Below are 24,160 nucleotides of genomic sequence, written 5' to 3' on the forward strand. Positions count from 1 at the left end.
TTTTATTATTTTTATCATAACTTTCACTCTTTGTGAATATTTATTCAATTAATTAGATATATGAAATGAACTAATAATAAAGATTATTTTAAATCAAACTTATTTATTTATGATTACTAGGCAATCACATTGTTATTCATTATTAACAACAAAAGGAATAAATATATGCTTATTATTAGAACCTTAGTACAAAATGGTGCATTCGAAGATTTCTATCCAACAACGATGACTTTTAGTGCCGCTAAACGTAATTACTTTTTAGGTCACTCAAAAGATAAAACTTACGTTGTATATTCTATGGCAGATAATGGTAAAGTTGACCCGAATGCACCAGTACAAAAAGGGAAACTAAGATCCTACCTTAGTAATATTCAAGCATTCTATGATTCGGCAAAAAACAAACAGTACTTATATGGGTATAATTTAAATGAAAAAATTGTCGAATTGTACCAAATAGATGATAAAGCTGGTATACAACCGATCTTTATTGATAACTTCAACGTTGGAGATACAATTCAATCAGCAACGCTTTATGTCGCTAATGGTCTTATTCATATATATAGCCAAGCAGAAAAAGATAAAAACTGGAAAATCCATAGCTATTCAATAGAGGAATAATAACACCGAATTATATTTAGGTTAAAATTTAAAATGGATAAGGGTCTGATTAAAGGCCCTTATTGATATAAATAATCATATTTCACCATAAAAACCGTAAAATATGAATAAGCAATACGATTAACATCAAGCATTTTTAATGCTAAAAAAATCTATTTTAAATTTATTTTTAAATAAAGATTTCCCATTATAAATATATTTTGGTTTTTATTGAAAATAAAACCTACTATTAAATAGCAATAAAAATTCATTAATAACATCAAACGATGCATTTCCATAAACTTAACTAAACAACTTCTTTTGTGGATTTCTATTTTTCATAGGAAAATAACCATTCTGAATAAAAATAAACTTAAACAAAGCTCAAATTTAAACAATATAAAAATAAGTATTGTAATTTAGTATTACTTTTTCAAACATTTCAATGTAAAATGGTTGCACAAAAACACAAGAATCGAATAGAAGTAACGAATAGGTGCAAGGTATAAGTTACTATTTTTTAACTTAGTAGAGTATAAGTCACTGATATGTCTTTATTAATTACAAAACGCTGTATCAATTGTGATATGTGCGAACCTGAATGCCCAAATGATGCAATTTTTATGGGTAATGAAATTTATGAGATTGACTCAAACCTATGCACTGAATGTGTAGGACACTATGATAAGCCTACCTGCCAATCAGTATGCCCCATAAACAATACTATCATTATTGATCCTCATCATATCGAAAGCCAAGAGCAGCTATGGGATAAATTTGTCATGATTCACCACGCAGACAAAATTTAAATTTCTAATATCATGTTAAGAGTTCATTATTATGAATGAATACAACATGCTAACCTTTAGTGATATTTTACCTCCCATGATGGGTTCTTACTTAGCTTAGGGTTGTGTAAATTTTAATTTATACAACCCATTGTCGCTGTTTAACAACAAAAACAATAAACTACACAATACTATATATTTTATTAAAATAAATTCTTCAATAAATATAATAACCAAAATGATTATAAAATTACATATTATTAGCTAGTCCGTTTTTTATTGACTGATTGAAATCTCATTTGATTACATAACTTCAAGCATAAATATTCAACTTACAATAATTATTTTATTTTAGATAACATATCTTTTATTTTAATAGGTTATTTATTACCTAATAAAACAAGCAGTAAATAACCTATATTTTTCTACTGATTAGAAATACTTTAATTTTTTATAGTGCTTTCAATTATCACGGTAGCTACCGCATAATGCCGTTCATCGGTTATCGAAACATGAAAGTGTGTTGCATGTATACAATTAGCCAACTTTAATGCCTCATCACTTAAACTCAATAACGGTTTCCCAAGCTTGTCATTAGTAACTTCAAATTGGTTAAACGCAAGGCCATTGCGGATCCCCGTACCTAGTGCTTTAGCTGCCGCTTCTTTAACTGCAAAGCGTTTTGCTAAAAAGCGAGCTGGTTTTGATTGTTGTTGGTACTGGACTAACTCAGCCTCCGTTAGAATTCGTTTCGCAAGGCTGTCACCTGTACGTTCAATCACAGATTCAATACGAGCAATTTCCACAATATCTGTACCTAACCCTACAATTGCCATTATTTGCGCGCTTCCAACAGAATTTTTTTCATATCAGCTACGGCTTGAGCTAACCCACTGAACAATGCTCGGCCAATAATTGCATGACCAATGTTAAGCTCATAAATTTCAGGCAACTGTGCAATACGTTGAACGTTATGATAGGTTAAGCCATGACCTGCATTGACTTTAATTCCTTTACTCGCCGCATATATAACACCATCATGAATACGGCGAAACTCCAGTTCTTGCTCCTGTTCTGTTTTAGCGTCTGCATAAGCTCCTGTATGGATTTCAATAAACGGAGCACCACACGCTTGCGCAGCATCAATTTGTGCGTGGTCTGCATCAATAAACAATGAAACTAAAATACCCGCTTCCGTGAGGTGTTTAACAGCATCTGCAATTTTCTGTTTTTGCCCTGCGACATCTAAGCCACCTTCCGTGGTCACTTCCTCTCGTTTTTCAGGTACTAAACAGCAGAATGCAGGCTTAATACGACAAGCAATCTCTACCATTTCGTCCGTTACCGCCATTTCAAGATTCATTCGAGTTTGAATGGTTTCATTTAGCAATGTGACATCTCTATCTGTAATATGACGGCGGTCTTCACGTAAATGAATGGTGATACCATCAGCTCCCGCTTGTTCTGCAACGAACGCAGCTTGTACTGGATCAGGGTATTGGGTTCCTCTTGCATTTCTAACCGTTGCAATATGGTCAATATTTACGCCTAACAAAAGCTCTGCCATTTTTTATTCCCCATTAGTAAACGCTAATAAACTTATCTGCCTACTATCCTACTGTAATTTCCTGTGTTGAGGGAATAAATCTCTCATCATTCGAAGTAAATTCCAATATTCATACCCTATTTCAGTCGTTGTATTTTATTTTTGCGAAGCGCTTCGTAAGATTTTATATCGACAAAAAAATATATTGTTTGATAAAGCCAGTTCAGCTAAAAAGATACATGAGAAAAGGATATATAGCGGTATTAGCGGTATAACAAACTAGGTAAAAATAAAATTAAAAACAATTTCAACTCTGTTTGTTCTGCACAACAGGCGAATAAGTAAACTGGCGAAATAATTCTCGGCTTTTTAAAGGTTTACCGCCTAAATACGGCTTTAAAGCAAGTCGAGTAAAACGTTTTGCTGCTTTAAGCGTATCCGCATCAGGAAATTCGCGACTCGCCAGTGCTTTAAGTTGTTTACCCGTAAAACTAAGTTGATCAACAACCAAACTACCAATAAATCCCTTTTCTTCTCTATACCGGTAAGTCATTGTGTCAGAAACAGGTTCTCCACTACCAGCACAATGTAAAAAATCAACACCATAGCCAAGGTAAGAAAGCAAGGCTAGTTCAAAGCGACGCAAGGCAAATTCGGGAGTGTGCTCACTTGCAGCAAGGATTTGTAAACAGGAGAGATAATCAAAAAATAGCGCAGAATAGGGTGTACCAAATTCTAATACACGCGCGGTTAATTCATTAAGGTATAAACCGCTATATAGAACGGTTCCTGTTAAAGGGAGGGCTAAAGAAACCGGGTCTGCATTAATTAAGGTTTTGATTTCACCTTTGCCTCCCCAACGGATTAGCAAAGGTGTGAAGGGCTGTAAGCAACCCCTTAATGGTGAGCGATTACGGCGAGCACCTTTTGCAAGTAAACGTATTTTCCCCTCGCCTTCAGTAAAGAAATCGAGCAATAAACTCGTCTCACTGTAAGGCCTTGAATGGAGTACAAACGCACGCTGCCAACCACTCACTTTGCCACCTACTATTTTAGGTCGTCAACATAACCTAGGCTACGTAATGCTCTTTCGTCATCAGCCCAGCCTGATTTAACTTTAACCCAAAGCTCAAGGTGCACCTTGTTATCAAACATTCTTTCCATATCAATTCGCGCTTCGGTACCAATGGTTTTCAATTTGCTACCTTTGTTACCAATAACCATTTTCTTCTGGCCTTCACGCTCAACAAGAATTAAGCCATTGATATGGTAAATACCTGACTCTGTCACCTTAAATTGCTCAATTTCTACCGTCACCGAATATGGTAGTTCGTCACCTAAGAAACGCATGAGCTTTTCACGGATAATTTCAGATGCCATAAAACGCTGCGAACGGTCAGTAATGTAATCTTCCGGAAAATGGTGTACTGCTTCAGGGATATGCTGTTTAACAATTTTAGCAATTGTATCCACACCAGTACCTTTTTCAGCACTAATCGGAACGACATCTAAAAAATTCATTTTCTGACTGATCATACTGATATGAGGCAATAGTATCGTTTTATCAGTCACATTATCAATTTTGTTAATTGCTAATATAACGGGGCAACGTAAACTAGATAACTTAGTCAATACCATTTCATCATCAGCGGTCCAATTAGTCCCTTCAACGACAAAAATAACTAATTCAACATCACCAATTGAACTGGATGCAGCACGGTTCATTAAGCGGTTAATTGCACGTTTTTCTTCAATATGAAGTCCTGGGGTATCAACATAAATAATTTGGTAATTATCTTCTGTATGGATCCCCATAATACGATGGCGAGTCGTCTGTGGCTTTCTCGAAGTAATCGAAACTTTTTGCCCCAGTAATTGATTCAATAATGTCGATTTACCAACATTTGGCCGTCCAACTATGGCAACAAAACCACAGTGGGATTGTAATTCACTCATTCAAGCTCCAAAATTTTCAATGCTTGCTCTGCTGCTGCTTGCTCTGCTTTACGACGGCTTGAGCCAACACCATTAATAGGTTGGTCAATACCACTAACTTGGCAGTGGATCGTAAATTCTTGATCGTGAGCTTCGCCTTTAACCTGAACAACCAAATAATTAGGTAGTGGCAAATGGCGCCCTTGCAGATATTCTTGTAACCTTGTTTTAGGGTCTTTTTGCTTATCACCCGGACTGATCTCAATCAGTCTACTTTGATACCAATCTAAAATAATTCTTTCGATCGTTTGGATATCACTATCTAAAAAAATACCACCGATCAGTGCTTCAACAGTATCAGCAAGGATAGATTCGCGACGGAAACCACCGCTTTTTAATTCCCCCGGCCCTAAACGTAAACACTCACCGAGTTCAAATTCACGTGCGATTTCTGCTAATGTATTTCCACGTACAAGCGTTGCTCGCATACGACTCATATCGCCCTCGTCTACTTTTGGAAAACGGTGGTATAAGTCATTTGCAATCACAAAACTCAAAATTGAGTCACCTAAAAACTCTAGACGCTCATTATGTTTGCTACTTGCACTTCTATGCGTCAATGCTTGAATTAATAACTCATTCTGTTTGAATTGATAACCAAGCTTACGCTGTAATCTTTCTAATAAAGAGGGGTTCATGTGCGCCCAACCATTTTTTATTTGATAAAAAAGCACACGCAACAGACCTGTAAAATACATTATTTTACAAAACTGTTGCGTTTGCACTGACTCCTTATCCTTCCATATATTTTACAGCTCAGTGGAACTAATTATAAAAATTCATTAGTTACAATAAGTTAAAATGGGAGAGTTAATAATTGGGGAGCCAATAATATTAATTAATCTATATTGTACACCGGGTAAAACAATAATGCTTCGGATAATGCGGATTTTCAAACGAAAACCCGCATTTTCAACGTTTGGCTAGTAGGGCCACTAATCAAATTATAGTGGACCAATTCGGCTAAAGCGAATACCTGTCGGCCATTCGTTTTCTTGTTTATCAAGACTTAACCAAATAAATACTGCGCGACCAACTAAATTTTCTTCTGGTACAAAGCCCCACATACGGCTATCAGAGCTATTATCCCTGTTGTCACCCATCATAAAATAGTGCTTTTCAGGAACAATCCATTCATTCTTTGGCATACCTGGTTGCAGGTATTTAGCTTCAGTAATTGCTTGACGAATAATTAAAATTTGATGCTCAACCGTATCCAGCTTTTCACTACGCTCATACTGACGCAGTGCATTCCTTGGTAAAGGTTGGTCTAATGGAATTTCATAATTTCCCTTTTGGTTGTCAACAACAGAACCGATATCAAGGAACATTGTCCATTCACTCGGCGCCAGAGGACCATAAACAATAGGTAAGGTCTCTGTACATTTGTTATCTGCACAATTCGGGTAAATTGTTAATTCCTTTGCATCTGGGTTATAAATAATTTTATCACCCGGCATTCCAATAACTCGTTTGACAAAATCAACATTAGGATCTCTTGGGTATTTAAAAACTGCGATATCGCCACGTTTCGGCTTACCCGTTTCGATTAATGTCGTTTGTGTAATTGGGTCCTTTAAGCCATAAGCAAATTTCTCAACCAACATAAAATCGCCAACTAACAACGTTGGCATCATTGACCCTGAAGGTATTTGAAATGGCTCATAAATAAATGAACGCACAATCAGTACAATCGCCAACACAGGGAAAATAGACGACCCTGTTTCAAGCCATGATGGGCGGCGGACAGCATTTGCCACATCCGCTTCACTCACGGCGCCATTCGTTGCATCCTGTAACTGCTTGAGTTTTGCTTTACGCGCAGGTGCAAATTTAAACTTGTCTAAACACCATATAATCCCTGTGATTAATGTTGCCAGTGTTAGGATCAAGGCAAAGGTGTTAGCCATTGAGGCTCCTTGTAAACTTAGTCTTTACCAACATGCAATATAGCAAGGAACGCTTCTTGTGGTAGCTCAACGTTACCAACTTGCTTCATACGTTTCTTACCATCCTTTTGCTTCTGCAACAGTTTTTTCTTACGGCTAACGTCACCACCATAACACTTGGCAAGTACGTTTTTACGCAATTGTTTAACTGTAGAACGAGCAATAATATGGTTACCAATCGCTGCTTGAATCGCAATATCGAACTGCTGACGCGGAATTAGCTCTTTCATTTTTTCGACCAGTTCACGACCGCGATATTGAGAATTCGCACGGTGTGTGATCAAGGCTAAAGCATCAACACGCTCATTATTAATAAGAACATCAACACGCACCATATCTGATGCTTGGAAGCGCTTAAATGCATAATCTAAAGATGCATACCCACGAGACGTTGATTTTAAGCGATCGAAGAAATCCAATACCACTTCTGCCATTGGGATTTCATAAGTCAACGATACTTGATTACCATGATAGACCATATTGGTCTGAACGCCACGCTTCTCAATACAAAGTGTAATAACGTTACCTAAATATTCTTTAGGCATCAGCATGTGACACTCTGCGATTGGTTCGCGTAATTCTTCAATATTGTTCAATGCCGGTAGCTTAGATGGGCTATCGACATACACTATATCACCGTTAGTTTGCTGCACTTCATACACAACAGTCGGTGCAGTGGTAATCAAATCAAGGTCATATTCACGTTCTAAACGTTCTTGAATGATTTCCATGTGCAGTAAACCAAGGAAACCACAACGGAAGCCGAAGCCTAACGCAGTAGAAGTTTCTGGTTCATAAAACAAAGATGCGTCATTTAGACTCAATTTACCTAATGCATCACGGAATGATTCATAGTCATCAGAACTGACAGGGAATAATCCTGCATATACCTGTGGTTTAACTTTTTTAAACCCAGGTAACGCTTTATCTGCTGGGTTGCGAGCGCCAGTTAATGTATCCCCAACTGGGGCGCCAGTGATATCTTTAATCGCACAAACTAACCAGCCCACTTCACCGCAACTTAATACATCACGGTCAATTTGCTTCGGTGTAAAAATTCCAAGGCGGTCCGCGTTATACACTTGCCCTGTACTCATAACTTTAATTTTATCGCCCTTTCTCAATGTTCCGCTTTTAATACGGATCAAGGAAACAACGCCTAAATAGTTATCAAACCACGAGTCAATAATCAGTGCTTGTAACGGAGCATCTGCATCACCAACAGGTGGTGGAATTTCTTTAACAAGACGTTCAATCACATCTTGAACACCAACACCGGTTTTTGCAGAGCAGCGAACCGCATCATGTGCGTCAAGGCCGACAATATCTTCGATTTCATCGGCAACACGTTCAGGATCGGCAGCAGGTAAGTCAATTTTATTTAAGACCGGAACAACTTCTAAGTCCATCTCGATAGCGGTATAACAGTTTGCCAAAGTTTGAGCTTCAACACCTTGCCCTGCATCAACCACCAGCAAAGCACCCTCACAGGCAGCTAATGAACGAGACACTTCATAAGAGAAGTCAACATGACCCGGTGTGTCAATGAAGTTTAATTGGTAAGTTTCACCATCTGAAGCTTTATAATCAAGCGTTACGCTCTGTGCTTTAATAGTGATCCCACGCTCACGCTCTAAGTCCATCGAGTCTAAAACTTGTGCCGCCATTTCGCGGTCGGTTAAGCCACCACAAATTTGAATGATGCGATCTGACAAGGTCGACTTGCCGTGGTCGATATGTGCAATGATGGAGAAATTTCTTATATTATTGATTTTCAAGGTAATATCTTCTTTTAAATTGCCTTACAAAATCAGCTTTGTGCAAATATTGCAACAAAACTAAAATGCTATGATTATCACAAGATTGTTAATTAGCTGCATTTTACATATAAGAACCCACTAACACAAAGATTCAATGTAAAACAACTGTAAACCTGCATCAGGTTAATAGATTAGTTGCCGTGATTCATCATTAATACAACTCACACCAACCACTTCTATAGCCCTAGTCAATCTATTGTAATTTCTAACTCAAAACAGACAAAATTGGTTAATAGCTTTGTTCGCCATAATACTATTTGTTTGTTAATTAACTCTAATCCACAAAAAAGGGAAACTTAAGTTTCCCCTTTCTATTGACAATATCAAATTAACCTTCTAACTCAACATATTGAAATTTAGTAATTAACTTGTACTGAAAGCTCACTCGGAGGTAGCCCTATCTGTAAAACAACAGGTTGAAAAGCTTCATCATCACGCCAATTTGAGGCTAGTCTACGCGCGATATAAAAGCCAATAGTACCACCAATTACACCTGAAATCGCTATCCAGAACTGCTCAAAATCAAACGCCTGCGCCAATCCTGCAAAAATAAACAACCCCAAAATAGGTGTTAAGTAAACTAATAGCGCTGAACGGATCAAGCTTCCCTCCGGGATGCCCACTTCAATTTTTTGCCCTTCAACTAACGGTTGTTCAATCGCAATTTCTAATTCATGTTCCGTATTTGGCCCTATTTTGCTTAAAGCATAAGAACCACAGGTTTTACGAGCACCACAACTGCCACAGCCGGACGAAGAACCGTAGCGCAATAAAGCCCTACCGTTTTGCCAACGGACTACTGTTGCCCACTCTTTTACCATAATTTACTCCCGAAACTGAATACTACCTGCTACCACTTGCGCTGTTGCCAACGGTAATTCACCAATGATAGTGATAACATTTTGCTTTTGCGTCATCGTATAAATAGTACGACGCCCATTTTGAAGCGGTTGATCAAGTAACGGGCCTTTAGTCGATTTTGTCACGTTTACAGAAAAGGTAAATAAACCATCACTAAACATTGCGGTTTCTACTACGTCGTCTTCAGCTAATTTTCGCGAAGAACGGGATATTTCTTCAAAACCAGGAGGTAACATGCCAACTTGCCATTTAAAAGAAGGATTTCCATTTTTAGGGGAAATCAATAATGGAGGCATATTTACCTTACTTAATGCGAGCAATGAGTCTTTCACTGTTTGGCTATCTAGCACCGTCGAGATCACACGAAATTGTTCTAATGTTTGGCTATTATTATCGAGAAGGTCAATACGTAATGGCAATTTCGTTTCTTCATCGATTAATACTACATAGTTAAACCGCGAATTGTCTTTCGATATTATGCGAATCACTAACGCAGGCCTATCACCAATATGGGTACGTCCCGCATCAATAAAATTATAATAAGGTTTAATTTGTTGATAATTGGCAAAAACTACTGATGGCAAATTATCAACTATATATTTGCCATTTAAGCTAAATGCATCAAAACCAGGTTCAAAATAACTAATACTATTACCTTTTTGAACAATTTCACGACGCGATGAGTCCATTTGGATCATTTGTGAAACTGGTTCACCATTAATGATGGCATGGCGATAACGTACTGGTGTTATTGATTGCGGGCTGAATGTCATATAAGACATTTCGTAAGAGAGGTTCTGGGCAGCATTTCCCATTTCTTTAAAAAGAACATCGGCATCTATTTCAGATGCCGAAGCTTGATTAGAAATAATCAGGCTGCCCGTCAGGCAGATGACGGATAACCATTTATTCATTATTGCAATTTAACTCCTGCTGAAGACGCAGGTTGTGCAGACTCTTGATATTGCTGGTTGAGCATCGAGCGTCTTTCAATTTCATACTGTTGCAGCATCGCATTAATGCGTTGATTTTGTTGTTCAACTTGTTGAAGTTGCTGCTCATTACCAAATAATTGGTTATCTGAGATATTTAAACTAACTGGCGCCCCTCTGCCAACAGGAATGGTATTGAACATTGGCTCATCAACCAGTGAGTCAACCGCATTACTTTGGTTGTATTGTTGAACGCCAACAATGACAGCCAAAGACACACAGGCTGCAACACCAATTTGAGTTAACTGGCTCGCCCAAGGACGAATTTTACCCCAGAATGGGAAAGCTCCCCAAGTCGCAGGCTCTGGCTGCGATTCGACAACTACCTGAGGATTAATACGCACAGCTTCATTCTCTAATGCTGCCGCAACTTTACTTGCAATATCAAAATGCATGACTTCACTAGTATCGTTACGTAGAGTATCACGAATAAGATGATAGCTCTCCCAACGTTGTTTTAACGTTGAATCACGTGAAATAGCGCTGACTAGTTCTAAGTCTAGTACTTCGCCATCCATCATTGCGGAAAGTTTCTCTCTTTGCATGCCCAATTACCTTCAGTTAATTGCATCACAATTATGTTTAATTGACTGATTTAACATACTAATACTGTTGAATCAGTGGCTGAACTTTATTATCAATCGCTTCCCTTGCCCTAAAAATACGAGAACGTACGGTGCCAACTGGGCAGTCCATTATTTCTGCGATTTCTTCATAGCTCAAACCATCTAACTCGCGGAGCGTAATTGCCATTCTAAGATCTTCAGGCAGCGATTCGATGGTCCGGAAAACAACTTTCTTTAATTCATCAGACAACATTAAGTTCTCTGGGTTCGAAATTTCTTTTAAGGCACTCGCGGTTTCAAAGTTTTCTGCATCACTCGCTTCCAAGTCCGACGCAGGAGGGCGTCTATCTTGGGCAACTAAATAATTTTTAGCTGTATTTACCGCAATCCGATAAAGCCAAGTATAAAATGCGCTGTCACCACGAAACGAACCAATGGCGCGATAAGCTTTTATAAAAGACTCCTGCGCAACGTCAGGCACATCTGCTTGCGGTACATAGCGAGATACTAAGCTCGCGACTTTATGCTGATATTTTATCACCAATAAGTTGAAAGCTTGTTGATCGCCTTTTTGTACCTTTTCAACCAAAATCTGGTCGGTCAGTTGCTCGCTCATTCCAGGAAGTATCTCCCGAATTCAGGCCGATAATATGTTAACTTGATCATGTTCTCCCTTCCTAAAGCAAGCACTACTTTGAGTAGTAGAACTCGTTGAAGTTCAATTTAATCTAAAAAAATAGTCAAAAATTTACAAAACTGATGAAAAAATTACTTGGGTGATCTTAAAGATCCTTATTAAAACAACTAACTACAAGACCCATAAGACAGCATACAGATTTTAGGCACGAATGCGATAGCTATCACACTAAAACCATTTGAATACGTAAGTAGCGCTAGGTCAATATACTGTACCTTAACAGCCATCCACTCATAGCAATAGGACACTCGATAGGCTAACATAAAAAACTCAATACATACTATTATATACATGCAAACACTTATGAACGAATCCACACAGCATTACACTGATATTTTAATCATTGGGAGTGGTGTCGCAGGACTTTCAGCTGCCTTACGGCTCGCCCCCTTTCATCAAGTGACCATTCTTAGTAAAAGCAGCCTTAGCGAAGGGGCATCTTACTACGCACAAGGCGGTATTGCTGCAGTTTTTGATGACACTGACAGCATCGAATCTCATGTAGAAGATACACTAATTGCTGGTGCAGGTATTTGCCAGAAAGAAGCCGTTGAGTTTATTGCCTCCAATGCAAAACATTGTGTGCAATGGCTTATCGACCAAGGTGTGTTATTCGATACTGAAATTACCGAGAACGGCGAAACACAGTATCATTTGACCCGTGAAGGCGGCCATAGCCATCGACGAATTCTCCATCATGCTGATGCGACAGGAAAAGAAGTTGAAACCACGTTAGTCGATCTCGCTTTTGCTCACCCAAACATTCATATTAAAGAACGCTATAATGCCGTCGACTTGATCCTTTCTAGCACAACTGAATCACCACGAATTTTAGGTGCTTACGTTTGGAACCGCCAAAAAGAGCAAGTTGAAACCATTCGAGCGAAAACGATTGTTCTCGCCACGGGTGGAGCAGCTAAAGTTTATCAATATACGACTAACCCAGATATTTCTTCTGGTGATGGCATTGCAATGGCCTGGCGAGCTGGCTGCCGTGTTGCTAACCTTGAGTTTAATCAATTTCACCCAACTTGTTTATTTCACCCACAAGCCCGTAATTTTTTATTAACTGAGGCATTACGTGGTGAGGGAGCTTACCTCAAGCGCCCTGATGGTAGCCGGTTTATGCCAGATCACGACGATCGCGGTGAACTTGCCCCTCGCGATGTCGTTGCACGTGCTATTGACCATGAAATGAAACGCCTTGGTGCTGATTGCATGTATTTGGATATCAGCCATAAACCTAGCGATTTCGTTAAAAACCATTTCCCGACTATTTATGCGAAATTGATGACTTTAGGGTTAGACCTCACTCAAGAGCCCATCCCTATCGTCCCAGCGGCCCATTACACATGCGGTGGTGTAATTGTCGATGAAACAGGTATGACTGATATCGCGAATCTCTATGCAATTGGTGAGGTGAGCTACACTGGCTTACATGGTGCAAACCGTATGGCATCCAATTCGCTATTAGAATGCTTGGTATATGGTTGGGCGGCGGCTGAAAACATTAATAAAACGATCAAACAGATCGATGATATTCCCTATTTATCTGAGTGGGATGAAAGCCGAGTACATAACTCAGATGAACAGGTAGTTATTCAACATAATTGGCATGAATTACGCCTATTTATGTGGGACTACATGGGGATCGTCAGAACGACTAAACGCCTTGAACGTGCATTACGCCGCATCCATTTACTTCAACAAGAGATTCACGATTATTATGCCAACTTTCGTATCTCAAATAATTTATTGGAACTACGAAACCTCGTACAAGTCGCTGAATTAATGGTTCGCTGCGCATTAGAGCGTAGGGAAAGCCGAGGATTGCATTACACCTTAGATTACCCAGAACCACTTCCTAATTCAGGCCCCACTATTTTACAGCCTGAATAACCAGAACTTTGGCCGGCCTTAAGTGCCGGCTTTAGTATTTTACATAAAATGGCTGAATTAGTTTACGAAATTCATCAGTATACTCACCCTTTTCATCTTTGAGTGCCAGCGATGTCACTTGAGCTTGTGTCTCTTGCCGTTGAATACCTAATAGCATGCGATGGTAAGCCGCTGTAGGTTTATCACTAACATTAACGCGAAAAGCGGTAAACCAGCCTGAATTCTCAGCCATCTTCTGTATTTTTTTACCAACCTCGTAGGGCAGCACTAAACAAAATAGCCCATGAGATGTAAGACAGGATTTTGCACTTTCTAGTAATACATCATGAGTTAATGTCGCGGTATATCGCGCTTGGTCTCGTTTTTCATCCCGACACGCAACCGCAGGTTCGAAATACGGTGGATTGCTCACAATCAAATCATATTGAGCTGAATGTAACTGGCTGTAGCTGACAATATCTTGGTTGATAACATGCAAACGCTCAGCCCATGGCGACTCAGTAAAGTTTTCCTGTGCTTGCACTGCCGCATCGTTATCTAATTCGACCGCATCAACACGTAACTTTGTATTTCTTTGCGCTAACATCAAGGCGATTAACCCACTACCGCTTCCAATGTCTAATACAGACTGAACACCGTCCACAGGAGCCCAAGTCCCCAATAGCACGCCATCCGTCCCCACTTTCATCGCACATCGGTCATGAGCCACAAAAAACTGTTTAAATGTAAAACCGCCTTTACGGTAATTCTTTTTTTGCTTACACATGCAAACACTCTAATTGGCTAATACTTGTTCGAATATTCTCATTCTAAGCAAATAAAAGTCATAATTTAACCTATTTGCTACAATATAATTCTCATATTATGGGAATTATATTTGAGACGAAAAAAATTTACTGATAAGTTCGAAAAAAAGGAGATGCCATGAACAGTATAAATAGAACCTTAGACATCTTGTCTTACATCACAACTTGCGCATCTCCAGTGACGCCACAGTCTATCTCATCAGCGTTAGAGATCCCATTATCAACCGTCTATCGTTTACTGACAATTCTCATAGATTGGGAATTTGTATCTCACGCAAAACAATATGGCACATACTGTGTTGGCTCGCAGAGTATCAAAAATCAAGAAAAATACTATCACCACAGTTTATTGATGAGCGCATCTAAACAAGAACTGCAAACTTTAGCGAAAAAAACCCAAGAAACGGTGGCGATTATTACCTCAAATTTACGAGAGACCATTTGTGTCGACATGATTGAGAGTGAACAAGCGCTACGCTGTTCTTTTATTATTGGCCGAGGCAATACTTTAGTTAAGGGAGCAAGTGCGAAAACGTTGTTGGCTTTTCGTCATGAACTCTATCAAAACCAAGTACTTGAAGCTCATACAAAACAGTTAACCACTGAACAACAAAAAATAAAGCTACAACAAGATTTACAACAGATACGCAAGCAAGGTTACGGCATGTCTGTGAGTGAAATCGATGAAGGCGTACTGGGGGTATCTGCACCGATTTTCAAAGGGAATGATGTGTTAGCTGTCGTTTCAGTTATGGCTCCTGAATTCCGCTCTACACATCGCGTAGATGAATTTATCACGCACACCTGCCAAACAGCGCATAACATCACTAAATTAATTAACTTGGAGTAACTATGACACAACCTTTCCAATGGCAAGGGCGCACAGATGGTGAAACACAAGAGCATTTGCGCATCCATCAAGTCATTAATAAACACGCACCTGCCAAATTTGCATTAATTGGTTTTGCTTCTGATGAGGGCGTCCGGCGCAATAAAGGTCGACAAGGCGCTAAAGCAGGCCCAGATGCGATTCGCCATCAACTGGCAGGGTTACCTATTCATCAACCGCTTGCAATCAAAGATGCCGGTACAATTAGCTGTGATGATGGCAATCTAGAAGCGGCACAACGTCGTTTATCTGACCAGCTTATCGCACTACTCGCTGAGAACCAAAAGCCGATTGTACTTGGCGGTGGCCATGAAGTGGCATTTGCAAGCTTCCAAGGCCTGTTTGACTACGTTGAACAATATCAAGCAGGTAAAACGATCGGTATTATTAACTTTGATGCACATTTTGACTTACGCGAAGCCTCTATAGCAACTTCTGGCACTCCATTTTTACAATCTGCCATGTTGTGTCAGCAGCACCAACGCCCTTTTCAATATTTATGTTTAGGCATCGCAGACCACGGCAATACTAAAATATTGTTCGATACGGCTGATTCATTAGGTTGCCAATATATCCGTGATAAAGAACTCGCTTATTCTAAACTTCCACAAGCAATTGAAAAAATTAAAAAGTTTATTGGCAACGTAGACTACTTATATGTCACCGTAGATTTAGATGTATTTTCCGCTGCCATTGCACCGGGCGTTAGTGCACCAGCACCGAAAGGCATATCCACTGAAGTTTTTGATGACCTGTTTGCCATTATCAAAAGTAGCCAAAAAATTGCTGTTTTTGATATTGCAGAATGCAACCCTGAATTTGATATTGACAACCATACCGCCAAACTCGCGGCTTATTTGATTTACCAATATTTATTCTAATAAAACAACACAACAATTCGACTGATAAATACACTGTTTCTCACGCTGTTAAGATAATTAATTTTCAAACACCACAATAAAAATAGCTTTGAAGTTGATTATCAAACTAGCCGTAGCGCAATATCTTAATGGTTTTTAACTATTGAATTTCGCGTTACAGCTAGGCGGAAAGTGACGCTATCCCTAGGAGCATACAAAAGTATGTGACTAGAGTAACAGAGCGCGGCCAACAACGCTGTAGCGTGAAAGACAACAGTTAAAAAGGGAAAAATATGATTCTACACCTCGACACACTCTCAACCCTCTTCCTAACGGTGATCTGCCTACTCATGGGGATCCACTTAAAAAAACGCATCGAATGGCTACAGCGCTTTTGTATCCCTTCTCCCGTCATTGGCGGTTTTCTGGTTAGTTTGATTATCTGGGGGCTCAAATCATTTAACCTTGCTGAAATCAATTTTGATACCAGTTTACAAACCTTTTTAATGGTTGCTTTCTTTACTACCATTGGTATTGATGGCAGTTTCCGCATCTTAAAAAGCGGTGGCCGGTTACTCTTTATCTACCTGTTTATTTGCTGGTTTGTAGTTATCTTCCAAGACACCTTTGGTGCAGGCCTCGCACATTTACTCGGTATTGATCCCGTTATCGGTATCATGGCCGGTGGCGTGTCTCTTACTGGGGGCCATGGCGGTGCGGCTGCCTTCGGTGGCATGGCTGAAGGCCTTGGCGTGCAATCCGCAACAGTTGCAGCCATTGCTGCGGCAACTTTTGGTCTAATTACAGGCAGCTTACTCGGTGGCCCAATTGCAACATTCTTAATTAAGAAATTTAACGTTCAGATTAAAGCTGATGAAAACGTTGAGCGAGTTCAGGTTCCTGAAACTATCGCGGGGAAAATTGAATCTATCGATGCGCACGCTTTTTTAAAAATGCTAGCTCTCGTTCTAGGGATTATGGTTATCGGTCAATTCGCTTCAGCGCAATTTACCAAAGCCACTGGGTTTTCATTACCCAGCTATGTTGGAGCGATGATTATTGCGATAGTTATCCGTAATATTAATGACCAAGTCGAATTATTCCGTATTAACCAAAAATCGGTTGACCTTATTTCTGAAGTTTCACTTGGCCTATTTTTGACTATGGCTATGATGTCATTGAAAATATGGGAACTAAAAGCCGTTGCATTGCCATTATTCACCATCCTATTGGCACAAGTTATTATTTTAATTTTATTAGTTGTCTTTGTCATTTTCCGCTTATTGGGCAAAAACTACGATGCCGCGGTAATGTGTGCTGGCTTAATGGGGCACGGTTTAGGCGCGACACCAAACGCAATGGCAAATATGTCCTCGGTTTGTGAACGTTACAAACAAATTTCGATGAAAGCTTTCATGATTGTGCCACTCAGTGGTGCAGTACTCATTGACTTAGTGGGTATTCCTTATCATACATGGTTAATTAATATGCTTAGCTAAGCATACTGAAGGAGGAGTACCCTCCTCCTTCAACTATTTACCTTCTCTATATTTCACTCATATCCATAGATATATCGCTCCCTGTCCGTAGTGAAAACAGTTACACTTGAGCAAAGCTGATTTTTTCAGGTGAACAATTTTGCTAACCTGTTTATAATCAGCGCCCCAAATAGAGGTATATCATGACTGCATCCACTTTTACTGAACTTGAACTTGATGAAAGCCTAATTGATGCGCTTTCAGACAAAGGCTATCAACGTCCGACCGCGATTCAAGCGGCAGCAATTCCTGCTGCAATGGATGGCCGCGATGTATTAGGTTCAGCCCCGACAGGAACAGGTAAAACCGCCGCGTTTTTACTGCCTGCGATCCAACATTTACTTGATTTCCCGAGAAAGAAATCAGGGCCCCCTCGCGTTCTAGTTGTCACGCCAACTCGTGAACTAGCCATGCAGGTTGCTGACCAAGCAAAAGAATTATGCGCCCATAATCACCTAGATATAGCCACCATCACTGGTGGTGTTGCTTATATGAACCACGCTGAAGTTTTCAGCGAAAATCAAGATATTGTCGTCGCAACAACAGGCCGACTACTCCAGTATATTAAGGAAGAAAACTTTGACTGCCGCGCCGTTGAGATTTTGATCCTTGATGAAGCTGACCGTATGCTCGACATGGGTTTTGCCAATGACATAGAAACAATTGCAGGCGAAACACGCTGGCGCAAGCAAACCATGCTGTTTTCTGCCACTCTTGAAGGCGAAGCTATTCGTGACTTTGCTGAGCGTTTATTAGAAGACCCAATTGAAATTGATGCCGACCCTTCACGTCGTGAACGTAAAAAAATTCAGCAATTTCATTACCGTGCTGACACACTAGAGCATAAAACAGCCTTACTGTGCCATTTGTTAAAACAAGATGAAGTCACCAAAGCCATCGTCTTCGTACGTAAACGTGAGCGTTTACGTGAATTAGTTCAATGGTTACGTGAAGCGGGTATCGAACCTTGTTATCTTGAAGGTGAAATGCCACAAGCCAAGCGTAATGAAGCTGTACGCCGCCTAGTTGATGGCCAAGTTAAAGTACTCGTTGCAACAGATGTGGCTTCTCGTGGCTTAGATATCGAAAACGTTAGCCATGTTTTTAACTTTGACTTGCCGAGAACTGCAGATGTCTACTTACACCGTATTGGCCGTACTGGCCGAGCTGGCCGTAAAGGCACGGCAATTTCTTTAGTCGAAGCGCATGACTTCCCATTATTTGGTAAAATTACTCGTTATATTGAAGAACCTATCAAGATCCGCGTTGTTGATTCTTTACGTCCAACAACTAAAGCCCCTTCAGAAGCGATGTTAAATAAGCCAAAACCATCGAAGAAAGTACTTGCTAAGCGTAAAGAAAAGAAAAAAGAAGAACAAACTAAGAAAAAAGAAAAAGTACGCCATCGCGACAAGAAAAATATTGGGAAACGTCGTACTCCTGTTAGCCCTTCTATATCAACCGATAACGATAAAAGCTAATGACTAAAAACGGGTTTAGGCCCGTTTTTTATTTAGCCCATCATTTGCAAAACTTTCTCTCGCATTTGTTTTCCTTCATGTGTCAGCAAATCAGGCTTAATAATATGGTTACCAAGTATATCCTTACAATCTAGACCTTTATTATTCTTAATACGCCAATTCGCTCCATTTTCCAATAATAATGTAGCAACATCGAGTGCATGGCTATTTAAAGCATCATGTAAAGGCGTATTTCCTAAACTATCCTTAATATTTATTGTTAATCCATTTTTTAATAAAAGCTGCGATTGTATAAGACGACCATTCTGTGCAGCTAAATGTAAAATACTTCTTTGCCCTTTTGATTGAAGCATCTTAACTGTTTGCCCATATCGAGATTCCATTAAAACTTTAATAAATTGCCCATTGACTGTTCTGACTGATTGCTGGGCCAATATATTAATGTCACAAGACTTATGTTCTAATGATAACAGCGTTGAAAATTCAGCTATATTGCCTTTTTTGATTGCACTTTCACAACATTCTTGCCAACTCATTTCCTGTTTTTCTTCTTTAGTTGGGAAAATTTCTAATGGTATTTCTTGTACCTTATTATATTCACCCGTGATTGCATTCCAATTATTCCATGGTTTATGTTTGCACATAACCCTAATAATTTTAAGCATTGAATGAGCGATAAAACTTCGTGTAAGTAAGCGGGTCGGTAACCAATCTTTCCAAGAACTATGTTCGCTATAAGCCATTTTAATACAATTTCCCAACGCAGAAGGGATCGGTAAAGAGTTTTGTAATCTATCGAGCCAGTCATATTGCACCGTGTAATAACGTATCAACCCTTCTTGTGCAATTTTTTTAGCAATGTGATAGTCAATCCCAATATTATTAATCGTGTTTTCTGCCAACCCTGCAGGACTGAATGCAATACAAGGTGATTGACTCGCTAACGCCGCAATTGAAGCCAATCCCCCACCTAATGAATGCCCCGTACAAATCGTATTTCCATTTACTGCATTGAATAAAATATTCATTAAACCAACAGCTTGAAAATACTGAGAGTCATAAAAGCCAAGTCCTTGACGGATATTACTATAAAAATCGATAATATCATTAGTACCCGCAAAACAAAGAATATATAAATCATTAAATCTACAAATATTAGCTTGAAGCCCCGTCTGCTCATCATTTAATAATTCCGCATTAATTCCGAGCTCATTAATCTCTTTATTACTTAACCTTTCAATTCCCTGTATATTCCACCAATCTTTATGATAAGCACCTTGAGCAAGTAGCGCTAAAATATAATCTTTTTGTTGTGACCCTCTCCCTAAAAAATCTTCTCTTAATACAGATTTAGGCCAAATATCTGGTATGCAAGGTTTAATTTCTTGATATTGAGCCTGTAAATAAATATTTAAATTCTCTCTAACAAAAATATATTCATTCTTTTTTGATATTGTTTGTAGTGTTGATAATGACATGAATTCTCCCTAACAAGTGTATTTGTTGGAAGAATATTGAAATACAAATAACCAAGAGGGGAAATAATCAACTTTATTAGGCGCAAATAAAAAGCCATTGATAACAATGGCTTTAGAATTTATTATGTATTATTAGATGTAATTACATTTAATATTTATTATAAGCTTTCAGTGAAAGTACGAGTAATAACATCACGTTGTTGTTCAGGTGTTAATGAATTAAAACGTACAGCATAACCAGAAACACGGATTGTTAATTGTGGATATTTTTCTGGATTCTTAACAGCATCTTCTAATGTTTCACGGCTCAATACGTTAACATTTAAGTGCTGACCACCTTCAACACGCACAGTTGGCTTCATTTCTAAAGGTACTTCACGGTACTCAAAAGCACCTAATTCGTCTTTAGCAACGATTTGCCCTTCGTTATAATCGGCTTTCGCACAAACACAACGAGCTTCATTTTTTTCGTCATCGAGTAACCAAAAAGAATTCAACAACGCTGCGTTATCAGTTTTAGTAATTTGAATACCTGTAATCATGTCGACCTCCACGTTCGAGCTAGATTGCATTCGATTTGCTTAATAAATCGAAGCTGCATTAACCATCAATCTATGAAAACTTGTAATTGGATATTTGGTCTAACCAATCTATATAGGTATTTTATACCAGCTAGATCCCCCATTTTCTTTGATATTTATCAATTATTCCACTTAGCAACCAATTTAACCAACTCAACTTTATGATTTAAATCAAAATTCATAATTCATTTTTTTTAACTATTTATATAAATTTTCAATTTTTTTTAAAATTAATAGTCAATATCAGGGCTTTATCTCTCTCTCATGAACCAGTAAGCTTATAGCTATCAACTGGTTCATATAATTGTTCCTTCCTAAATTCATTGTTATGGAATATTTCATGTCAAACTCCATTACGTGGCACGATGTTATTGGCCCTGAAAAATCAAAACCCTATTTCAAAGAGACACTCGCTTATGTAGCAGAACAGCGCAAAAATGGTAAAATTATCTACCCTGCTCAAGACGACGTTTTTAATGCATTTAGGTATACCGAACTTGCCGATATTAAAGTCGTTATCCTAGGACAAGACCCTTACCATGGGCCAGGACAAGCCCACGGCCTCTCTTTTTCCGTTCTTCCTGGAATTAAGCCGCCACCATCATTAGTGAATATGTATAAAGAATTAGAAAAGGATATTGCTGGCTTCCAAAGACCTAATCATGGGTATTTGCTCAGTTGGGCTCAACAGGGTGTTTTGCTCCTTAACACCGTCCTCACCGTAGAACAAGGCAATGCTCACTCCCATGCTCATTTAGGTTGGGAAACCTTCACGGACAAAGTTATTGAAGCAATCAATGAAAATACACAAGGCGTTATTTTTCTGCTGTGGGGTTCCCATGCACAGAAAAAAGGTAAAATAATTGATACAAAGCGCCATCATGTACTCAAGGCTCCTCACCCTTCCCCGCTTTCTGCCCATCGAGGATTTTTAGGTTGTGGTCATTTCTCACAAACTAACACTATTTTAGAACAACTAGGTAAAACACCTATTGATTGGAACCCTGTAATCGATGAGCCAAATCTACAACCATAGATGATTTTTGGCGCTAAACCATAACACAAGGGAAATCAATTGATAGATTTCCCTTTGGTAATATTCTCTTGGGGGCATTTGCCTCCATTTAAATAACAATACTTTTTATTTAGAGACAATCACCATAGCGGGTCTTAATAAACGACTATTCAAAGTATAACCTTTTTGCATTACGTTAATGACATGGCCAGCTTGGTGGTCAGGTGACTCAATCATCGTTATCGCTTGATGAACGTCAGGATTAAATGGCACATTAACATCACCGACAGGCTCAATACCAAACTTAGCCACTGCATCTAAAAAAGTTTTTAGCGTTAAATTTAGCCCTTCTAACATCGCTTTAGACTCTTCACTTTCGTGATCTGCTGCATCTATCGCACGTTCTAAGTTATCAATCACTGGTAGTAATTCATTTGAGAATTTTTCCAGTGCGAACTTATGTGCTTTTTCGATATCTTGCTCAGTTCTGCGGCGAATATTTTCAATTTCTGCGTGTGCACGTAACATCGCTTCACGTTCAGTTTTTTGTGAGGCTTCTAACTGTTGCTCAAGCTCAGCAATACGCGCGGCTAACGCTTGTTCGTCTGCTTGTAATTCATCAGCTTGTTGAACGCTGGCTTCTTGCTCAGCTTGCACTTTTTGTGATTCATTTTGTTCAAAAGCTTGCTCATCATGCATGTTTTGGTCTTTACTACTCATGAATATCTCCGCGTATTTAGCATTAATCCCATATATGAGAGTATTATGGGGATCTAATACAGGGATTCAAGGGAAGTCATACAATCAGAGGCCAAAAAAGTATGCGAAAGGACAATAATACACCACTACCACATTTTAAAACGATAGGCATTGTCGGGCACCCTAGGCACCCTGAAGCATTGGCAACTCATGAATTAATATACCATTGGTTAATTTCAAAAAACTATCACGCCATTATCGATAAACAAGTTGCTAAAGATTTAAAATTAGTCAATGCCAACACTGGGACATTAACTGAAATAGGCCAACAGGCTGATTTAGTTGTGGTTGTTGGAGGAGATGGCAATATGCTCGGCGCTGCTCGTATATTATCTCGGTATAATAATAAAGTTATCGGTGTAAATCGTGGTAATCTCGGTTTTCTTACCGATTTAGACCCTGATAACGCACTACAACAACTTTCACGTGTTCTTGAAGGTGAATACCGTGAAGAAAGACGTTTTTTGCTAGAAGCACAAGTCATTAAAGCTAACCAAAAAGCACGTAAAAGCACCGCAATTAATGAAATTGTTCTACACCCAGGCAAAGTTGCTCATATGATTGAGTTCGAGGTCTATATTGATGAAAAATTTGCCTTTTCTCAACGTTCTGATGGTTTAATTATTGCTACACCAACAGGTTCTACAGCTTATTCACTTTCCGCTGGTGGCCCTATTTTAACCCCGAATTTGGATGCTATTGTATTGGTTCCAATGTTTCCACATACCTTATCCTCTAGACCTCTGGTAATTAGCAGCGACAGCAGTATTCGGCTGAAATTTTTACGAACAAATATTGATTATGAAGTCAGCTGTGATAGCCAAATCATGCTCCCTATTCAGGACGGTGAAGAAGTCATTGTTAAACGTAGTAATAAAAATCTTAATTTAGTTCACCCGCAAGATTATAATTATTTCAATACGTTAAGTTCAAAACTAGGATGGGCTAAAAAAACTTTTTAATTTTTTCAATCTGCCTCTTTACTGTATAAAAAAACAGTCATACACTGTATTAAAACACAGGTGTTTATTTTTACAGGAGAG

General features: G+C 38.9%; 24 protein-coding genes. 9 read left to right on the forward strand and 15 right to left on the reverse strand.

Annotated features, from left to right (window positions below):
* Window positions 1-165: 165 nt before the first annotated feature.
* Window positions 166-618, forward strand: coding sequence for an XRE family transcriptional regulator (locus PSE60_RS15030; protein WP_272665917.1), 453 nt, complete (start codon window positions 166-168; stop codon window positions 616-618).
* A gap of 527 nt (window positions 619-1,145) precedes the next feature.
* On the forward strand, window positions 1,146-1,406 hold the full coding sequence (locus tag PSE60_RS15035; protein WP_272665918.1) for a YfhL family 4Fe-4S dicluster ferredoxin: 261 nt from the start codon (window positions 1,146-1,148) through the stop codon (window positions 1,404-1,406).
* A gap of 422 nt (window positions 1,407-1,828) precedes the next feature.
* On the opposite strand, the gene acpS is transcribed toward PSE60_RS15035, so the two are convergent.
* From acpS to rpoE, 11 genes are all read right to left on the reverse strand, one after another.
* Window positions 1,829-2,221 carry a holo-ACP synthase gene (gene acpS, locus PSE60_RS15040; protein WP_210837131.1) on the reverse strand — a complete coding sequence of 131 codons (393 nt, stop codon included), beginning with the start codon at window positions 2,219-2,221 and terminating at the stop codon, window positions 1,829-1,831.
* Window positions 2,221-2,952 (reverse strand): pyridoxine 5'-phosphate synthase, encoded by a 732-nt coding sequence (gene pdxJ, locus PSE60_RS15045; RefSeq protein ID WP_272665919.1) that lies wholly within the window; start codon window positions 2,950-2,952, stop codon window positions 2,221-2,223. Before pdxJ ends, acpS begins: the two co-directional genes overlap by 1 nt.
* Window positions 2,953-3,238: 286 nt before the next feature.
* Window positions 3,239-3,967, reverse strand: a complete 729-nt coding sequence (gene recO / locus PSE60_RS15050; RefSeq protein ID WP_198641507.1) for a DNA repair protein RecO — start codon at window positions 3,965-3,967, stop codon at window positions 3,239-3,241.
* An 11-nt stretch (window positions 3,968-3,978) separates the two neighbouring features.
* Window positions 3,979-4,887 (reverse strand): GTPase Era, encoded by a 909-nt coding sequence (era, locus tag PSE60_RS15055; RefSeq protein WP_272665920.1) that lies wholly within the window; start codon window positions 4,885-4,887, stop codon window positions 3,979-3,981.
* Window positions 4,884-5,564, reverse strand: a complete 681-nt coding sequence (gene rnc / locus PSE60_RS15060) for a ribonuclease III (RefSeq protein WP_210837126.1) — start codon at window positions 5,562-5,564, stop codon at window positions 4,884-4,886. The genes era and rnc overlap by 4 nt, the downstream gene beginning before the upstream one ends.
* A 306-nt stretch (window positions 5,565-5,870) precedes the next feature.
* Complete coding sequence (lepB, locus tag PSE60_RS15065; protein ID WP_004912796.1) at window positions 5,871-6,836, reverse strand: signal peptidase I; 966 nt, start codon at window positions 6,834-6,836, stop codon at window positions 5,871-5,873.
* Window positions 6,837-6,853: 17 nt separating this feature from the next.
* Window positions 6,854-8,647, reverse strand: a complete 1,794-nt coding sequence (gene lepA, locus PSE60_RS15070; RefSeq protein WP_210837135.1) for a translation elongation factor 4 — start codon at window positions 8,645-8,647, stop codon at window positions 6,854-6,856.
* A gap of 404 nt (window positions 8,648-9,051) precedes the next feature.
* Window positions 9,052-9,516 carry a SoxR-reducing system protein RseC gene (gene rseC, locus PSE60_RS15075; RefSeq protein ID WP_272665921.1) on the reverse strand — a complete coding sequence of 155 codons (465 nt, stop codon included), beginning with the start codon at window positions 9,514-9,516 and terminating at the stop codon, window positions 9,052-9,054.
* 3 nt (window positions 9,517-9,519) lie between these two features.
* Window positions 9,520-10,470 (reverse strand): sigma-E factor regulatory protein RseB, encoded by a 951-nt coding sequence (gene rseB, locus PSE60_RS15080; protein ID WP_004912804.1) that lies wholly within the window; start codon window positions 10,468-10,470, stop codon window positions 9,520-9,522.
* The gene (gene rseA, locus PSE60_RS15085) at window positions 10,470-11,093 is read right to left on the reverse strand and encodes an anti-sigma-E factor RseA (RefSeq protein WP_272665922.1); all 624 of its coding nucleotides are present in this window, start codon (window positions 11,091-11,093) and stop codon (window positions 10,470-10,472) included. The genes rseB and rseA overlap by 1 nt, the downstream gene beginning before the upstream one ends.
* Window positions 11,094-11,151: 58 nt before the next feature.
* Window positions 11,152-11,730: an RNA polymerase sigma factor RpoE gene (gene rpoE, locus PSE60_RS15090; RefSeq protein WP_004912810.1), complete on the reverse strand. Its 579-nt coding sequence runs from the start codon at window positions 11,728-11,730 to the stop codon at window positions 11,152-11,154.
* Window positions 11,731-12,114: 384 nt separating this feature from the next.
* Between rpoE and nadB the strand changes: the two genes are divergently transcribed.
* Entirely contained in the window at window positions 12,115-13,710 is a 1,596-nt protein-coding gene (nadB, locus tag PSE60_RS15095; RefSeq protein ID WP_272665923.1) for an L-aspartate oxidase, read from the forward strand.
* A gap of 31 nt (window positions 13,711-13,741) precedes the next feature.
* On the opposite strand, the gene trmN is transcribed toward nadB, so the two are convergent.
* On the reverse strand, window positions 13,742-14,476 hold the full coding sequence (trmN, locus tag PSE60_RS15100) for a tRNA(1)(Val) (adenine(37)-N(6))-methyltransferase TrmN (RefSeq protein ID WP_272665924.1): 735 nt from the start codon (window positions 14,474-14,476) through the stop codon (window positions 13,742-13,744).
* 158 nt (window positions 14,477-14,634) lie between these two features.
* Between trmN and PSE60_RS15105 the strand changes: the two genes are divergently transcribed.
* The 4 genes from PSE60_RS15105 to srmB all read left to right on the forward strand — a co-directional run bounded on the left by PSE60_RS15105 (window position 14,635) and on the right by srmB (window position 19,284).
* Window positions 14,635-15,366, forward strand: coding sequence for an IclR family transcriptional regulator (locus PSE60_RS15105; protein ID WP_004912819.1), 732 nt, complete (start codon window positions 14,635-14,637; stop codon window positions 15,364-15,366).
* 2 nt (window positions 15,367-15,368) lie between these two features.
* Window positions 15,369-16,286: a formimidoylglutamase gene (hutG, locus tag PSE60_RS15110; protein WP_272665925.1), complete on the forward strand. Its 918-nt coding sequence runs from the start codon at window positions 15,369-15,371 to the stop codon at window positions 16,284-16,286.
* 272 nt (window positions 16,287-16,558) lie between these two features.
* Complete coding sequence (gene gltS, locus PSE60_RS15115) at window positions 16,559-17,764, forward strand: sodium/glutamate symporter (RefSeq protein WP_272665926.1); 1,206 nt, start codon at window positions 16,559-16,561, stop codon at window positions 17,762-17,764.
* Between the two features lie 182 nt (window positions 17,765-17,946).
* The gene (gene srmB, locus PSE60_RS15120; RefSeq protein WP_210837116.1) at window positions 17,947-19,284 is read left to right on the forward strand and encodes an ATP-dependent RNA helicase SrmB; all 1,338 of its coding nucleotides are present in this window, start codon (window positions 17,947-17,949) and stop codon (window positions 19,282-19,284) included.
* Window positions 19,285-19,316: 32 nt separating this feature from the next.
* Here the strand turns inward: srmB and PSE60_RS15125 are convergent, their stop codons facing one another.
* Both PSE60_RS15125 and grcA read right to left on the reverse strand, forming a co-directional pair.
* Window positions 19,317-20,762 (reverse strand): ankyrin repeat domain-containing protein, encoded by a 1,446-nt coding sequence (locus PSE60_RS15125; protein WP_272665927.1) that lies wholly within the window; start codon window positions 20,760-20,762, stop codon window positions 19,317-19,319.
* Window positions 20,763-20,920: 158 nt separating this feature from the next.
* Window positions 20,921-21,304 (reverse strand): autonomous glycyl radical cofactor GrcA, encoded by a 384-nt coding sequence (gene grcA / locus PSE60_RS15130; RefSeq protein ID WP_004912835.1) that lies wholly within the window; start codon window positions 21,302-21,304, stop codon window positions 20,921-20,923.
* A 379-nt stretch (window positions 21,305-21,683) separates the two neighbouring features.
* Here grcA and ung point away from each other — a divergent pair, with 379 nt between their 5' ends.
* Window positions 21,684-22,379 carry a uracil-DNA glycosylase gene (gene ung / locus PSE60_RS15135; protein ID WP_272665928.1) on the forward strand — a complete coding sequence of 232 codons (696 nt, stop codon included), beginning with the start codon at window positions 21,684-21,686 and terminating at the stop codon, window positions 22,377-22,379.
* 105 nt (window positions 22,380-22,484) lie between these two features.
* Here the strand turns inward: ung and grpE are convergent, their stop codons facing one another.
* On the reverse strand, window positions 22,485-23,078 hold the full coding sequence (grpE, locus tag PSE60_RS15140) for a nucleotide exchange factor GrpE (protein ID WP_272665929.1): 594 nt from the start codon (window positions 23,076-23,078) through the stop codon (window positions 22,485-22,487).
* Between the two features lie 101 nt (window positions 23,079-23,179).
* On the opposite strand from grpE, the gene nadK reads away from it, so the two are divergent.
* Complete coding sequence (gene nadK / locus PSE60_RS15145) at window positions 23,180-24,079, forward strand: NAD(+) kinase (protein WP_210837108.1); 900 nt, start codon at window positions 23,180-23,182, stop codon at window positions 24,077-24,079.
* Window positions 24,080-24,160: the final 81 nt, after the last annotated feature.

This window comes from Providencia sp. PROV174 (assembly GCF_028480685.1).
GTDB classification, from domain to species: Bacteria; Pseudomonadota; Gammaproteobacteria; order Enterobacterales; family Enterobacteriaceae; genus Providencia; species Providencia rettgeri.

Coding starts and splice junctions, on each gene's coding strand:
- PSE60_RS15105 (WP_004912819.1), top strand. CDS start 14,635: ATGAACAGTATAAATAGAACCTTAGACATCTTGTCTTACATCACAACT.
- PSE60_RS15030 (WP_272665917.1), top strand. CDS start 166: ATGCTTATTATTAGAACCTTAGTACAAAATGGTGCATTCGAAGATTTC.
- nadB (WP_272665923.1), top strand. CDS start 12,115: ATGAACGAATCCACACAGCATTACACTGATATTTTAATCATTGGGAGT.
- rpoE (WP_004912810.1), bottom strand. CDS start 11,730: ATGAGCGAGCAACTGACCGACCAGATTTTGGTTGAAAAGGTACAAAAA.
- nadK (WP_210837108.1), top strand. CDS start 23,180: ATGCGAAAGGACAATAATACACCACTACCACATTTTAAAACGATAGGC.
- rseA (WP_272665922.1), bottom strand. CDS start 11,093: ATGCAAAGAGAGAAACTTTCCGCAATGATGGATGGCGAAGTACTAGAC.
- ung (WP_272665928.1), top strand. CDS start 21,684: ATGTCAAACTCCATTACGTGGCACGATGTTATTGGCCCTGAAAAATCA.
- lepB (WP_004912796.1), bottom strand. CDS start 6,836: ATGGCTAACACCTTTGCCTTGATCCTAACACTGGCAACATTAATCACA.
- trmN (WP_272665924.1), bottom strand. CDS start 14,476: ATGTGTAAGCAAAAAAAGAATTACCGTAAAGGCGGTTTTACATTTAAA.
- rseC (WP_272665921.1), bottom strand. CDS start 9,516: ATGGTAAAAGAGTGGGCAACAGTAGTCCGTTGGCAAAACGGTAGGGCT.
- rseB (WP_004912804.1), bottom strand. CDS start 10,470: ATGAATAAATGGTTATCCGTCATCTGCCTGACGGGCAGCCTGATTATT.
- PSE60_RS15125 (WP_272665927.1), bottom strand. CDS start 20,762: ATGTCATTATCAACACTACAAACAATATCAAAAAAGAATGAATATATT.
- grcA (WP_004912835.1), bottom strand. CDS start 21,304: ATGATTACAGGTATTCAAATTACTAAAACTGATAACGCAGCGTTGTTG.
- PSE60_RS15035 (WP_272665918.1), top strand. CDS start 1,146: ATGTCTTTATTAATTACAAAACGCTGTATCAATTGTGATATGTGCGAA.
- acpS (WP_210837131.1), bottom strand. CDS start 2,221: ATGGCAATTGTAGGGTTAGGTACAGATATTGTGGAAATTGCTCGTATT.
- rnc (WP_210837126.1), bottom strand. CDS start 5,564: ATGAACCCCTCTTTATTAGAAAGATTACAGCGTAAGCTTGGTTATCAA.
- era (WP_272665920.1), bottom strand. CDS start 4,887: ATGAGTGAATTACAATCCCACTGTGGTTTTGTTGCCATAGTTGGACGG.
- hutG (WP_272665925.1), top strand. CDS start 15,369: ATGACACAACCTTTCCAATGGCAAGGGCGCACAGATGGTGAAACACAA.
- grpE (WP_272665929.1), bottom strand. CDS start 23,078: ATGAGTAGTAAAGACCAAAACATGCATGATGAGCAAGCTTTTGAACAA.
- srmB (WP_210837116.1), top strand. CDS start 17,947: ATGACTGCATCCACTTTTACTGAACTTGAACTTGATGAAAGCCTAATT.
- pdxJ (WP_272665919.1), bottom strand. CDS start 2,952: ATGGCAGAGCTTTTGTTAGGCGTAAATATTGACCATATTGCAACGGTT.
- gltS (WP_272665926.1), top strand. CDS start 16,559: ATGATTCTACACCTCGACACACTCTCAACCCTCTTCCTAACGGTGATC.